Raw genomic sequence first — 13,375 nt, forward strand, 5'->3', positions numbered from 1 at the left:
GATCCGCACCGCGCCGACGGGCAGACGCGGATCGGCGACCCTGCCGGCCAGCGACGTGGTCACCTCGACCCCGGCGGCGGCGAGAAGCTCTGCGAGCGCTCGCGCCTCCGACGTGCCACCGAGCAGCAGGACCTTCGTCACGGCGCTCCCGGTGGCAGGAAGGGCAGGCCGGGCGGGGAACCGGCCCCGACCAGATCCACGACGGCGTCAATGTCGAGATGCTCCTCGACCAGGTCACCGAGCAGGTCGAGTCGTTGCTCCCGGGCATGGGGAAACGAGACCTCGGAGGCGGCGATACCGAGGGTCTCGGCCAGGAACCGCGCCCGCAGCGCATCCCCTTCGAGCGCGCCGTGCCACATCGTGCCGAACACCTGGCCGGCCCGTGCGCCCTCGAGGAAGTCGTCGACGCCCGCACCGCGGGTGACCCGGCCATGATGGATCTCGTAGCCGGAAGCCGGCACCCCGTCAAAGTGGCCGGTGGGGAGCCGAAGGGCTTTGGCCGCAACAAAATTCGTCTCGACGTCGAGGAGACCCAGCCCCTCGACCTCGGCGGTGTCGCCTTCGACGCCGGCGGGGTCTGCCACGGTGCGGCCCAACATCTGGAAGCCGCCGCAGATCCCCAGCACCGGCCTGCCGGCGGCGGCGTGGGCGAGCACCGCGCGGTCCAGCCCGCGAGACCGCAGCCAGGCCAGGTCGGCGATCGTCGAGCGGGTGCCGGGCAACACCACCAGGTCGGCGTCAGCGAGCGCTCCCGGATGGGAGGCGAACACGACGTCGAGGTCCGGCTCGAGACCGAGGGCGTCGACGTCGGTGAAGTTGCTGATCCGTGGCAGCCTGACCACCGCGACGCGGCGCGCGCCGGGTCTCGGGGAGCGCCGCCCCTGCAGTTCCAGGGCGTCCTCGGAGTCCAGCCAGATGTCGGGACGCCAGGGCAGCGTGCCGTACACCCGTCTGCCGGTGACCCGCTCCAGATCCCGCAGACCCGGCGCCAGCAGGTCCAGGTCACCACGGAACTTGTTCACCACGAATCCCGCGATCAGCGCCTGGTCCTCGGGTGAGAGCAGCGCGACGGTACCGAGGAACGCCGCGAAGACCCCGCCCCGGTCGATGTCGCCCACCACCACGGTCGGCAGGCCGGCATGCCGGGCAAGCCCGAGGTTGACGTAATCGCCTGCGCGCAGGTTTATCTCGGCCGGGCTACCGGCACCCTCGGCGATCACGACGTCGTAGCGGGACGCCAGATCGTCGTAGGCCGCGTGCGCGGCGGCAGCCAGTGCCCGCCGCCCCTCCAGCCAGTCCGACGACGCCACCTCGCCCCAGGGCTGCCCCATCAGCACCACGTGGCTGCGCCGGTCGCTGCCGGGTTTGAGCAGCACCGGGTTCATCGCGGCCTCGGGGGTCGCCCGGGCGGCGTGTGCCTGCACCCACTGCGCCCGCCCGATTTCCACGCCCGCACCGTCGGGACCGAGACACACCATCGAGTTGTTCGACATGTTCTGCGCCTTGTAGGGCGCGACCTTGACACCGCGGCGGGCCAGCGCGCGGCACAGGCCGGTGGTGACCACCGTCTTGCCGGCGTCACTCGTGGTGCCCGCCACCAACAGGCCTGCCATCAGGTCTTCCGCACCAGGAACAGATCCATCACCCAGCCGTCCTGCGCCTGCGCGGCGGCTCGGGCCTCGGCGATGGCGGGCAGTACGTCGCCCACACGGCCAACCACCAGGCGCTCACCGACCGCACCGAGGTTGGCTCCCCACCAGATCGTCCAGTCGGCGAGCCCGGTGAAGTCGAGCCGCTCCGGCGGTGGGTTTAGCATCGCCAGGATGTTGTCAAGCCCGGCGCCGACCGCCTCCTGCAACCGGCGACCGGTGGTCAGATGCACCGGCCGGCCGACGTCGTGCAGCACCATGCGATGCCGGGCGGCGAGCAACTGCGGTGCGCTGATCCCGGGCAGCACGTCGTAGTCCAGCGCCACGCCCAGGGCGCGTACCTTCTCGACGATCCGGATGGTCGAGTCGTACAGCGACGGATCACCCCACACCAGGAACGCGGCTGTGCCGGCGCGCTGCGCCAGCACAGCGGCGTAGCGCGCGGCCCGGGCATCGTGCCAGTCGGTCACGGCGGACTCGTATCCGCCGGCGGTGAGCCCCGCAGAGCGGTCACGCTCGGGATCAGGGACGGCGACGACCTCGACCGGTCCGTCGGCACCCGGATGCGCGAGCACGATCGCGCGCCGCAACGCCAGCAACGGGTCACCGTCGGCCTTCTCGGCTGCCAGCACGTAGTCCGCGGACCGGAGCGCCTCGGCGACCTCGGCGGTGACGTGCTGCGGGCCCATGCCGACGCCGAGGATGCGGACCTTCACCGGCTCGGGCATGGCAGCGATTCTGTCACCGGCTGCGACGCAACCCCGCCGCGGCCGCCCGGACCGCCTCGGTGACCTGCGCGACCGTGCTGCTTTCCAGCTTCCAGCACTGCAGATACAGCGGCACGTCGAGGTGCTGGCCGGTGATCGGGATGAACGAGCGATCGATGAGCTGCTCCGGATACATGCCCCAGCCGAGCCCGGCGCGCACCGCCGCTCCGAAGCCTTCCGCTGTGGGAACGTAGTGGATGGGCCGGCGGACGGTCTTGCGGAGCGCCTTGCGCACCAACTGATCCTGTAGCGCGTCGTCACGGTTCCAGGCCAGCGACGGGGCGGCGGCCACGGCGTCGACGGTGAACCCGTCCGGCAGATAGCGCTCCAGATACTGCTGCGTTGCGACGGGGCGATAGCGCATCACGCCGAGCGCCTGCACCCGGCAGCCGGCGACCGGGGCGCGTTCGGTGGTCACCGCGCCCATCACCACCCCCTCGCGCAGCAATCGCGCGGAGTGGTCCTGGTCCTCGATGCGCACGTCGAACAGGACATCGGGAAGTCGGGTGAAGACCTCGGTGAACCAGGTGGCCATCGAATCGGCGTTGACGGCCAACGCAACTCGGGGGTGGTGCGCGGAACCGCCGCTCATCTCGGCGAGTGTTTCGGACTCCAGCAGGGCCGTCTGCGCCGCCAACCGCAGCAGCGGGTTCCCGGCCGGGGTTGCAACACAAGGCTTCTCCCGCAGGACCAGCACCTGGCCGACACGCTGTTCGAGCGCTTTGATGCGCTGACTGATCGCCGACGGGGTGACGTGCAGATGTTCGGCGGCGGCGTCGAAGCTGCCGAACTCGACGACCGCCGACAGTGCCGACAACTGACCGGCGTCCAGACCGGTGGGCCGGCTAGCAGTCACGTACCCATACTAATCGGATCAGCAGGGCAGCAGGCCGCTCGACAGACTACCCGGCGGAGCCCGCAGCGTTCACCAAGGTCTCGGAGGTGACCTTTACGGAGACGAAATCCGCTGCCTGATCGGTCAATCCGGACTCCACGTACAAGCTGTGGGCGGGCCGGTTGTCACCGTCGGAGCACACCGGGTCGGCGCCGTTGCACAGGTCGATGGTCTTCGCTCCGTAGAGCGGGCTCATCGTGGTGAGGGTACGGCCGATCCTGCCGGCCGGGTTGCCGAAGACCGCGACGGCGGCGACGTGGTCGGCGACAGCCGGGGGCATGGGGCGGCCGAATCCGAATGTCGCGTTGGGATCGGCGGTGATCAAGTCCACCACGGCAGCACCTTGTGAGTATCCACCGAGCACGATGCTGGTGTCGGGACAGCTGGCGACGGTGGCCTGGATGTGGGCACTGGCGTCATCCGCCCCTTGCGGGGTGGCCTGCAGGAAGTCGTATGACGCAGGGTAATTCACGGCGTACACGCCGACGCTCTGGCCGCTCAGCGAGCTGCGCAGGTCCTCGACGAACGCCTGGCCGACACGGCCGACACCCACCGGTTCCGCGGTGCCTCGGGCGAACACGACTTCCACGTCGGGACAGGCCTCGGCCGCGTAGGCATTCGCCGCGCCCGGGCCGATCAGACCGGCCGCGGCGACGCCGCCGACTCCGGCCATGACCAGAGCTCGCCTCACCGTGTGACGATCGGTCATCGTGATTCTCCCTTGGTGTGTCTGCCGACGGCATCACTGGGGACCAACCGCCGAACCACCTGAAGAAATTCCATCCCATGTCAGGTCCGGCACCATTGGCGGCCGGCGCTACTGCGACGGACCCGGATGGCCGGCACGGGATGCTTCGTATCCCGTGGTGAGCCAGTACACGGTGCGGTCGAGCGTCGGCAGGATCTCGGTGATGTCGATCTCCCCCGCGGCGTAGCGGCCGAGCAGCCCGTACACCAGGCTCGCGATGATCCTGTCGAGGTCGGCGACGAAGCCGTCGTCGACGTCGGCGAGTAGTTCCAGGACCGTCGGCACGACGACGTCCAGACCGCGCCGCAACAACCGTTGCCCACCGGCTGCCGACCTGGCACGGAAGAAGGCCGTGAGCATGCCGGGATGCTGCTCCCACGGCTCGAACAGCGCACGCAACACCCGCATGTGCGCGGTATAGAGCGACTCCCCCGGTTGCCGGGGATGCGGCGTGATACCGGCGTAGCGGTTCTCCTCCATCCACGCTTCCAGGGCCGCCAGAATCAGCTCGTCGCGGGTGGGATACCGCTTGTAGATCGTGGTCAGGGAGGTGCGGGCGCGACGCGCCACCTCGCGCAGCTGCACCGCGTCGTACCCCTCGTTCTCCAGGATCTCGACGACGATCGCCAGAATCCTCGCGTCCCCACTGGAGACCTCCTGCGTAGCCACCGCCGGCCTCACCTTCACCCTTGCCTCCCAACGATAACCCCGTTACTGTACCGGTAGTAACACGGTTACTCTGCGCGAGGAATGTATGTGAATTCGTTGGACGGCAAAGTCGCCTTCATCACCGGAGTGGCACGGGGTCAAGGCCGCAGCCATGCGCTCAGGTTGGCCGCCGACGGCGCCCACATCATCGGCGTCGACATCTGCGCCGACATCGCCTCCAACGGATATCCGATGGCCTCCCCAGACGAACTCGACGAGACGGTCGCACTGGTGGAAGCCCAAGGCGGCAAGATGCTGGCCTGGACCGCCTCAGTGGCGGGCGGGTGGTGCTCGGGGTCGGGGTCGGTTCGTCGGGCACCGAATTCGACTTCTTGGCAGCATCTTTCGCGGACCGGGGGGCCCGCGCCGACGATGCGATCGCGGCGTTGCGGGCGGCGTGGGGCACCACCCGGCCGGATTACGACGGTGCGTTCTACCGGTTCGGTTCGCTGCAGGTCGAGCCATGTGGCATACAACCGCGGGTACCCATCTGGGTGGGTGGTCGGACGGCACGGTCACTTCGGCGCGCACTTCAGTTCGGCGACGGCTGGATGCCGTTCGCCTTGGGCCGCAACGAGATCACGACGATGCTCGACGGTCGACGCTGCCCCCGGACTTCGAGGTGGTGTTGGCCAGTCCCCGGCTCGATCCGACCGGGGATCCGGCGCGGTGTGCCCACAAGCTGGTGGCCCTACGCGAGTCTGGAGCGACCATGGTGACCTGCTCGGTGACCGCCACCTCCGCCGGGCACTACTGCGAACAGCTCGTGGCACTTCGGGACCTGGCCGACGACCTCGGGAGCTGACCGTCCGGTTCGCGGTGGATCAGAACTCGATGCGCACACCGTGTCCGAACGCGGGCGGGCCTGACAGGCCAGGAACAGGCTGTCGCGAGGTAGGTCCTGCTCATCGAGGATGTCCGAGTGGCCCATCGCGATGCCATCCTCGATGACCGGGGGAACTCGGAATAGATCGTTCGTGTTCGGTGCTTTCGGCCATATAGGTCCGGCACCTCCTCCCGGGTGGCGGAGCGCCATGCACCAGCTCTCAGGAGGAGAATCCGTTGATCGACCGTGATGACGCCAGAGTCGGATCGCCGCAACATGTCCCACTTCGGATGGACCGGCGCACGTTCGTCGGAACTGCGGTGATTGCGAGCGGCGCTGTCGCCGGCCTGTCGCTGATGAGTGGCTGCTCATCAAGCGAGGACGACCGGTCAGGAGGGATCTCTGATCTGAGACGGTCCGGTTGACCATCAACGGTGAGGACCATGAGGTCAATGCTGCGGGACCGCGTGGGATTAACGGCGACCAAAAAGGGCTGCGACCAGGGAGCCTGCGGCGCCTGCACGATTCTGGCCGACGACCAGCGGATCGTCTCCTGTCTGACCTTGGCGGTGATGCTCGACGGTGCCGCGCTCACCACCATCGAAGGGGTGGCCGACGGCGATCGGCTACATCCACTGCAACAAGCGATCATCGATCACGACGGTCTGCAGTGCGGCTACTGCACGCCGGGCCAGATCATGTCCGGCCTGGGATGTATCGCCGAAGGACACACCCGAACAGACGCCGAAATCCGGGAATCGATGAGTGGCAACCTATGTCGTTGCGGTGCCTACACCAACATCGTCACCGCGGTCGCGTCGGTCGCCAGGGAGGCGTGAGGATGTTCCCATTCCGGTTCGCCACTGCCGCCGACGAAGACTCGGCATTGGAGGCCGCCGCAGCAGGCGGACGGTACATCGCCGGCGGAACAACCCTGGTCGACCTGATGCGGGAGACCATCGAGCAACCCGAAACCGTCATCGACATCAACGCCCTGCCTTACCGCGACATCGACCTGCAACCGAACCGGTTGCGCATCGGCGCATTGGTGCGAATGTCGCGATTGGCTGCCGATCCCGAAGTACGACAGCAGTTCCGGTGATCATCGAGGCGTTGGAGAAGTCGGCGGCGGCGCAGCTGCGCAACATGGCCTCCATCGGCGGGAACCTGATGCAACGCCCACGCTGCCTCTACTTTCGCGACGTGACGGCGAACTGCAACCGCCGACGTCCCGGGTCGGGCTGCGCGGCGGTCGACGGGTACCACCGCAACCACGCCATTCTGGGCACCAGTACCTCCTGCATCGCCACCCACCCGTCGGATCTCGCCGGCGCGCTGGTCGCCCTGGACGCCCTGGACGCCCTGGACGCCCTGGACGCCCTGGACGCCCTGGACGCCCTGGTCTACACGCTCGACCCCGAGGGGGCACGGCAGATCCGAATCGGGGAATTCTTTCGGCAACCCGGCGACACCCCGGATCGTGAGCACCAGTTGGCCCCGGGGGCGCTGATCACCGCGGTCGAGGTGCCGGTGACTGCCGAGGCGCGGCGATCGGGTTATCTGAAGGTGCGCGACCGCGAATCGTACGAATTCGCACTGACCTCAGCGGCGGTGGCGCTCGACATCTCCGGCGGCCGGATCCGCACCGCCCGGATCGCGGCCGGCGGGGTCGGCACCGTTCCCTGGCGAATGCCCGCGGTCGAACGCACTGACCGGCCGGAGGCCGAGCCCGCAACTGTTTGCCGACGCCGCTGCGCCGGCGGCTGAAGGCGCACAACCGTTGTCGCAGAACGTGTTCAAGGTGGAGTTGATCAAACGTACCGTGCAACGCCAGCTGAACACCGTTGCGGGGCTGCCGTGACGGCGCCCTCGGGGGCCGCGTCAGGGCAGCCGCTGTTCCGGGTCGACGCACGCCTGAAGGTCACCGGCGCTGCCACCTACACCGCCGACAACACGATGCCCGACCTGCTGTACGCGACCCTTGTCGGCAGCACCGTGGCGCTGGGGACGGTCGAGGACATCGACGTCTCTGCCGCCAGCGAACGACCCGGGGTCGTCGACGTGATCACCGACTTCGCCGGAGTCGCCCTTCCTCACTCGCCGCCGCGGATCTCCTATTTCAAACAGCCGGTGGCTGTGGTGGTGGCGACAAGCGCCGAGTCCGCCGTGCACGGGGCCACCCTGGTGACCGTCAGCTACAGTTCGCGGTCCGCTCCGCTGACCGATGTTGATGCACCGCAAGCAGTCTCCATGCCGGGCACCACGGTCGCTGACTACTCACGTGGTGACGCGGGCGCGGCGTTGACGGCAGCTCCGGTAACCTCTGACCGCGACTACCTGATTGCGCGACATCTGCATCACCCGATGGAGTTGGCCGCCAGCGTCGCCCGATGGGACGGGGATCGCCTGACGGTGTGGGACAAGACGTAGGGCATCACCGCGGCGGCACAGGCGTACGCCGAGGCGTTCGGGATATCGCAGCAGGACGTGCGCGTCATCAGCCCGTTTGTCGGCGGGGCGTTCGGCCAGGGAGGTCTGGTCTGGCCACATCAGCGGCTGACGGCGTTGGCGGCGCGGCGGTTGCGGCGGCCGGTCAAACTCGTGCTGACCCGTCGGCAAATGGCAGAGCAACTCGGCTATCGTCCCGTGAGTCGGCAACGACTGGCCCTCGGTGCCGACACCGACGGGCTGATCAGCACGATCGTGCACGACGGCAGGGTGGAGACCAGCCGGGACATCTCCTACGAGGACGACATCACCCCGCCGCCGCGATTCATGTACCGCAGCCCCAACATGCGCTCGACCTACCGCGTGGTTCCGCTCGACCTCAGCCCGCCGACGTGGGTGCGCGGCGTCGGCAAAGTGACCGCCGGGTTCGCTCTGGAGTGCGGAATCGACGATCTGGCAGAGCAATTGGGGATGGATCCGATCGAACTGCGGGATCGCAACGAACCGGATCGGGACCCGTCGACCAACCAGCCGTTCTCGACACGACGGCACGCCGAGTGTCTGCGCCGGGGTGCCGACGCCTTCGGATGGTCACGGCGCAACCCGGCGCCGCGTGCCACCCGTGACGGCGATCAGCTGATCGGCCTCGGCGTGGCCAGCGCCGTCTACCACTCGATCAGCAGCCCCTGCAGCGTCTCGGCCAGGATCAACGCCGACGGCACCGCTGATGTTGTCACGGCGACCAGCGATATCGGGGTAGGGGCCTACACGTCCATGACGCAGGTTGCCGCCGATGCGCTGGGCTTGCCGACGCATCGTGTTCGATTCGACTTGGGAGACAGCCTTTTCCCCGAGGCGCCCATGCACGGCGCCCAGCAGACGATGGCCAGTGTCGGTTCCGGCGTGGCGCACGCCGGAACCCTGCTGCGGGACAGATTCGTCCGCACTGCCGTGGTCGACCCCGCCTCGCCCCTGCACGGAGCCGGCGCCGAGAACATCGGGGTGGTGAACGGCCGGATGTCGCGCACCGACCAGCCGAGTATCGGTGAGACATATCAAGAGCTGTTGAACCGCCGCGGTTGGACCCACCTGGAGTCCGAACACACCTGGACCCCGGACGAGCTGATCGACGACTACTCGATCTGGTCCTACGGCGCGGTGTTCGCCGAGGTGGCTGTCGACGAACTGCTCGGCACCGTGCGGATCCGGCGGATGGATGCCTACTACGACGCCGGACGGATCATCAACCCGAAACTCGCCCACAGCCAGGCACTCGGCGGCATGGTGTGGGGAATCGGGATGGCGTTGCTCGAGAGTTCGCACATCGACCCTCGCGACGGGCGGGTCGTCAACGCGAACATCTCCGACTACCTCGTTCCCGTCAATGCAGACGTCCCTGCTCTGGATGCCACCTTCCTGTCCGCGCAGGACGCCATCGCCAGCCCGATCGGGGTGAAGGGCCTACCAATGCCGTGTTCAACGCGACCGGCCGGCGGATCACCGAGCTACCCATCACCCCCAAACGCCTGCTCTGACTGCGTCGGTGCGCGATGTTGCCAGAAGAACTTACCGACCAGTAAGATCGGGTGTCGAGGCGGCGGGGAGGTGTCGTGACCGAAACGAAGTTCGTCGACATTCACGGGGTGCGGCAAGCTGTTGTGGACGTCGGTGAGGGCGATGAAGTCCTGCTGCTGATCCACGGCATGGCAGGCAGCGCGGACACGTGGCGGGCGGTGATCCCCCAGCTGGCAAAAAAGTACCGCGTGGTGGCTCCCGACCTGACGGGTCACGGACAGTCGGAAAAGCCCCGCACCGACTACTCCTTGGGTGCTTTCGCCGTCGGGCTGCGGGACCTGCTCGACGAACTCGGCATCGAGTCCGCGACCGTTGTCGGTCACTCACTCGGTGGCGGGGTGGCCATGCAGTTCCTGTACCAACATCCGGACTACTGCCGCCGGCTGGTGTTGATCAGCAGCGGCGGCCTCGGTCCCGATGTCGGGTCGATACTGCGACTGCTCGCGGCCCCGGGCGCGGAACTGGTGATGCCGGTGATCGCGCCGCCCCAGGTGATCCGCGCCGGGAACGCCGTACGGTCCTGGTTGAGCTCGGCAGGTCTGCGCTCGCCCCGCGGCGCAGAGATCTGGAGCGCATATTCGTCGTTTTCCGACCGCGGAACCCGTGACGCTTTCCTGCGCACCCTGCGGTCGGTGGTCGACTACCGCGGCCAATCCGTCAGCGCGCTGAATCGGTTGACGCTGCGCGAAGACCTGCCCACGCTGGCGATCTGGGGCGAGCAGGATGCCATCATCCCGGTCGCCCACGCCTACTCGGCCCTGGAGGCGCGGCCGGACTGCCGGCTCGAAGTACTCCCCGACGTGGGGCATTGGCCCAGTTCGAGGCCCCGACAGAGGTCATCGACCTGATCGACGACTTCATCTCGACGACCGTCCCGGCCGATACTTGCGGCTGACAGACCGACCGCTACAGCGGCAGACCGGCGTCCAGAAAGTCCAGACCCGCAAAGATCGCGTCGGGTGACATCGGGGTGCCGTGCAGCGCCGCCATCATCACGCCGGTCATCGCACCCGCGGTGATGCGCAACGTGGGGTCATCGGCTGGCCGGTCCAGCCGGGTGGCCAGCGCGTCGGTGATGAGGTCGATGACCTGGACGTATTGGTTGTAGAGGGCGCCGGCGGCTTCCGGCAGCGTGTACAGCAGCTGCTGGCGGGCCATCTCCTCACCCCACTCGGGGCCTGCCATGCCGGCGAACACCTGTTCCAGGGCATGGCGGTAGGCGGGGATCGGGCGCAGCTCCGGGGGTGCGGCCAGGAACAGCTCGATGATCGGTTCCATCAACTGGTCCGGGACCAGCAGCGCCGCCTTGTTGGGAAAGTATCGGAAGAACGTCCGTGGTGAGACGTCGGCGAGTTCGGCGATCTGCTCGATGGTGGTGTCCGGGTAACCGTTCTTCTCGAAGAGCTCGTACGCCGCGAGACGCACTGTCTCCCGGGTGCGACGCTTTTTGCGCTCCCGGAGCCCCATCTCGTCCTCGGCGCCCGTCATACCGCCCATTGTTCCGCATCGGTGGCGAGAACGTGGTCAGGCCGGTGCGCCCCAGCATCGCTCCAGGCCCGCGGTGACGTCGATGCTGGGGACACGTGGTTGCGGGTCGTCGGTGACGAGCGCCACGCCGGTGGCCACCATGTCGATGCCGTGGTTCGGGAGGGGCCGCGTCCCGTCATCGAGGTAGGCGGCGATGGCGTCGACGCCCTCGATCGCCATCTCGAGCGGATAATGCTGGGCCGTCGCACCGATGGCGCCCGCCGCCACCAGGCTCATCCCGGGGTCACACCCGCCGTCGACCGAGACCACCGTGGCGGAGTTCCCTGCCCTCTGGAGCACCTCGATGGCGCCGCTGGCCGCGGGTTCGTTGATCGTGTAGACGAGGTTGATGTCGGGATTGCCGGCCGGTCGGCCGGCCATCTTCGCTGCCGCCCATGCTCCGATCAGGCGGCCGGCCTCGAAGTTGTCGGTCGCGAACGTGATGTCGGCTGCGTCGGGGTCGACGGGCTTGGTGTCCAGCGCGACGACGAAGACGCCGGCGTCCCGGGCCCGTTGGAGCGCACCGTCGACGCCCCGCCCGCTCGGCGTGATCAGGATCGCCTTGTCACCGCGTTCGACGGAGGCGTCTTCTCGGCCTGCGGCGACGGTCAGGTCGAATCCGAGGTCGGTGGCACGCTCCTGCGCACCACGCTGGATGGCGACGAAGAACGGGTTGGTCTCCGTCTTGATGATCAACGCCACCCCCACAGGGCCGTCTCTGCTGTCCCCGTCGTTGTCCGCACACGCCGACGTCGCGCTGACCAGCAATGCGTAGGCAGCTGCCAGGCACACTGCACGCCGGTGGACGCGGTGGCCTCGCAAGCTGAACATCGAGCTCCAGAGTAAACACCGGCTCACGTCGCGGTGCCGCTTTGAACAGATCGAAGATGTTGTGCCCAAGCGCTTTACGACGACGGCCCGGTTGACGGGCCAGTCAGTTGACTGGTCCTGTGGCATCTGTCGGGCACCATGGACACCGTGACCATCGATGCCGACATCGCCGAATTATCCCTCGAGGAGAAGGCATCGCTCACCAGCGGTGTGCACTTCTGGTACACGAAGCCCATCGAGCGTCTGGGCGTCCCGTCGATCATGTTGACCGACGGCCCGCACGGTCTGCGTAAACAGCGCGACGGCTCAGACCACCTCGGCATCGGTGACAGCGTGCCCGCGACGTGCTTCCCACCGGCGGTCGCCCTCGGTTCGAGCTGGGACGTCGCCCTCGTCGAGCGGATCGGTGCGGCCCTCGGCGCCGAGGCCGCGCTCGAGCACGTCGCCGTCGTGCTCGGACCGGGTATCAACATCAAGCGTTCGTTGCTGTGCGGACGCAACTTCGAGTATCTGTCCGAGGATCCGGTGGTCAGCGGTGTACTCGGCGCAGCCCTGGTAACGGGGATCCAGTCGAGAGGCGTCGGCGCCTCGGTCAAGCACTTTGCGGCCAACAACCAGGAGAGCGACCGGATGCGGGTCAGTGCCGACATCGACCCGCGGCCGCTACGCGAGATCTACCTTCGCGGCTTCCAGCGTGTCGTCGAGGATGCGCAACCGTGGACGGTGATGTGCTCCTACAACCGCATCAACGGTGTGTACGCATCACAGGATGTGTGGCTGCTGACGCAGGTGCTCCGCCGCGAGTGGGGTTTTTCCGGCGTCGTCGTCTCCGACTGGGGCGCGGTCAGCGACCGGATTGCCGCCCTTTCGGCCGGTCTGGACCTCGAGATGCCGGGCTCGCTGAGCGACGACCGCGTTGTCGCCGCGGTCAGGGACGGCTCACTGGACCGACAGTGTCTGGATGACGCGACCGCTCGGATACTCCGGTTGGTCGACAGAGCACAGACGGGTGCCGCCGTCACCACCCCACCCGCGGCCGGGGCTCACCACGCGCTGGCGCGGGAAGCGGCGGGCCGATCCATCGTGCTACTCAAAAACGATGGCGGAATCCTTCCGCTGACCAAACGCGGAAAGATCGCAGTGATCGGGGAATTCGCCACCCAACCGCGCTATCAGGGCGGTGGATCGTCGATGATCAAGCCCACCCGACTGGACAATGCACTCGACGAAATCCGTTCGCTGGCAACCGGAGAAGTCGTCCACGCGGCGGGTTTCAGCTCGGCTTCCGACGTCTCGACCGAGGAGTCCGCCCGGCTGCGGCACGAGGCGCTCACCGCAGCCGACTCGGCCGACACCGCCGTCGTGTTCCTCGGACTCCCCGCGCGCTTGGAGTCCGAGGGC

The 13,375-nt window shown here is 67.9% G+C and carries 11 protein-coding genes and 4 pseudogenes; 7 read left to right on the forward strand and 8 right to left on the reverse strand.

Features of this window, described 5'->3' with window-relative positions; all coding sequences use genetic code 11:
* From WA944_RS24825 to WA944_RS24850, 6 genes are all read right to left on the reverse strand, one after another.
* Positions 1–141, reverse strand: a 141-nt coding sequence (locus WA944_RS24825; RefSeq protein ID WP_526647446.1) for a precorrin-6A/cobalt-precorrin-6A reductase, incomplete at its 3' end; no start/stop codon positions are given.
* Positions 138–1,613: a cobyric acid synthase gene (locus WA944_RS24830; RefSeq protein ID WP_526609198.1), complete on the reverse strand. Its 1,476-nt coding sequence runs from the start codon at positions 1,611–1,613 to the stop codon at positions 138–140. The genes WA944_RS24825 and WA944_RS24830, both read right to left, overlap by 4 nt.
* Positions 1,613–2,377, reverse strand: a complete 765-nt coding sequence (gene cobF, locus WA944_RS24835) for a precorrin-6A synthase (deacetylating) (protein WP_526609196.1) — start codon at positions 2,375–2,377, stop codon at positions 1,613–1,615. The genes WA944_RS24830 and cobF overlap by 1 nt, the downstream gene beginning before the upstream one ends.
* A 13-nt stretch (positions 2,378–2,390) precedes the next feature.
* A complete protein-coding gene (locus WA944_RS24840) occupies positions 2,391–3,272 on the reverse strand; it encodes an ArgP/LysG family DNA-binding transcriptional regulator (RefSeq protein WP_526373855.1) in 882 nt (293 codons plus the stop codon).
* A gap of 46 nt (positions 3,273–3,318) precedes the next feature.
* Positions 3,319–4,020, reverse strand: coding sequence for a cutinase family protein (locus tag WA944_RS24845; RefSeq protein ID WP_526609194.1), 702 nt, complete (start codon positions 4,018–4,020; stop codon positions 3,319–3,321).
* 108 nt (positions 4,021–4,128) lie between these two features.
* Positions 4,129–4,728: a TetR/AcrR family transcriptional regulator gene (locus WA944_RS24850; protein ID WP_526368924.1), complete on the reverse strand. Its 600-nt coding sequence runs from the start codon at positions 4,726–4,728 to the stop codon at positions 4,129–4,131.
* Between the two features lie 87 nt (positions 4,729–4,815).
* On the opposite strand from WA944_RS24850, the pseudogene WA944_RS24855 reads away from it, so the two are divergent.
* From WA944_RS24855 to WA944_RS24880, 6 genes and pseudogenes are all read left to right on the forward strand, one after another.
* A pseudogene (locus tag WA944_RS24855) lies at positions 4,816–5,043 on the forward strand (SDR family mycofactocin-dependent oxidoreductase); the annotation flags it as partial.
* Between the two features lie 11 nt (positions 5,044–5,054).
* On the forward strand, positions 5,055–5,486 hold the full coding sequence (locus WA944_RS24860; protein ID WP_526368990.1) for an LLM class flavin-dependent oxidoreductase: 432 nt from the start codon (positions 5,055–5,057) through the stop codon (positions 5,484–5,486).
* Between the two features lie 550 nt (positions 5,487–6,036).
* Entirely contained in the window at positions 6,037–6,432 is a 396-nt protein-coding gene (locus WA944_RS24865; protein WP_526368926.1) for a (2Fe-2S)-binding protein, read from the forward strand.
* Between the two features lie 2 nt (positions 6,433–6,434).
* Positions 6,435–7,454 (forward strand): annotated as a pseudogene (locus WA944_RS24870) (FAD binding domain-containing protein).
* Positions 7,455–7,549: 95 nt separating this feature from the next.
* A pseudogene (locus WA944_RS24875) lies at positions 7,550–9,655 on the forward strand (xanthine dehydrogenase family protein molybdopterin-binding subunit).
* A pseudogene (locus WA944_RS24880) lies at positions 9,652–10,511 on the forward strand (alpha/beta fold hydrolase). The pseudogenes WA944_RS24875 and WA944_RS24880 overlap by 4 nt, the downstream one beginning before the upstream one ends.
* A gap of 11 nt (positions 10,512–10,522) precedes the next feature.
* Here WA944_RS24880 and WA944_RS24885 read toward each other — a convergent pair.
* Positions 10,523–11,104 carry a TetR/AcrR family transcriptional regulator gene (locus WA944_RS24885; RefSeq protein ID WP_526368934.1) on the reverse strand — a complete coding sequence of 194 codons (582 nt, stop codon included), beginning with the start codon at positions 11,102–11,104 and terminating at the stop codon, positions 10,523–10,525.
* 36 nt (positions 11,105–11,140) lie between these two features.
* Complete coding sequence (locus tag WA944_RS24890) at positions 11,141–11,974, reverse strand: substrate-binding domain-containing protein (RefSeq protein ID WP_526368936.1); 834 nt, start codon at positions 11,972–11,974, stop codon at positions 11,141–11,143.
* Between the two features lie 147 nt (positions 11,975–12,121).
* On the opposite strand from WA944_RS24890, the gene WA944_RS24895 reads away from it, so the two are divergent.
* On the forward strand, positions 12,122–13,375 hold a 1,254-nt coding region (locus WA944_RS24895), incomplete at its 3' end, for a glycoside hydrolase family 3 N-terminal domain-containing protein (protein ID WP_526647445.1).

This window comes from Mycobacterium sp. (assembly GCF_049683355.1).
Lineage (GTDB): Bacteria > Actinomycetota > Actinomycetes > Mycobacteriales > Mycobacteriaceae > Mycobacterium.

Excerpts from the sequence above, each read along its gene's own strand:
- WA944_RS24830 (WP_526609198.1), bottom strand. The coding sequence starts at position 1,613 with ATGGCAGGCCTGTTGGTGGCGGGCACCACGAGTGACGCCGGCAAGACG.
- cobF (WP_526609196.1), bottom strand. The coding sequence starts at position 2,377 with ATGCCCGAGCCGGTGAAGGTCCGCATCCTCGGCGTCGGCATGGGCCCG.
- WA944_RS24845 (WP_526609194.1), bottom strand. The coding sequence starts at position 4,020 with ATGACCGATCGTCACACGGTGAGGCGAGCTCTGGTCATGGCCGGAGTC.
- WA944_RS24865 (WP_526368926.1), top strand. The coding sequence starts at position 6,037 with ATGAGGTCAATGCTGCGGGACCGCGTGGGATTAACGGCGACCAAAAAG.
- WA944_RS24885 (WP_526368934.1), bottom strand. The coding sequence starts at position 11,104 with ATGACGGGCGCCGAGGACGAGATGGGGCTCCGGGAGCGCAAAAAGCGT.
- WA944_RS24890 (WP_526368936.1), bottom strand. The coding sequence starts at position 11,974 with ATGTTCAGCTTGCGAGGCCACCGCGTCCACCGGCGTGCAGTGTGCCTG.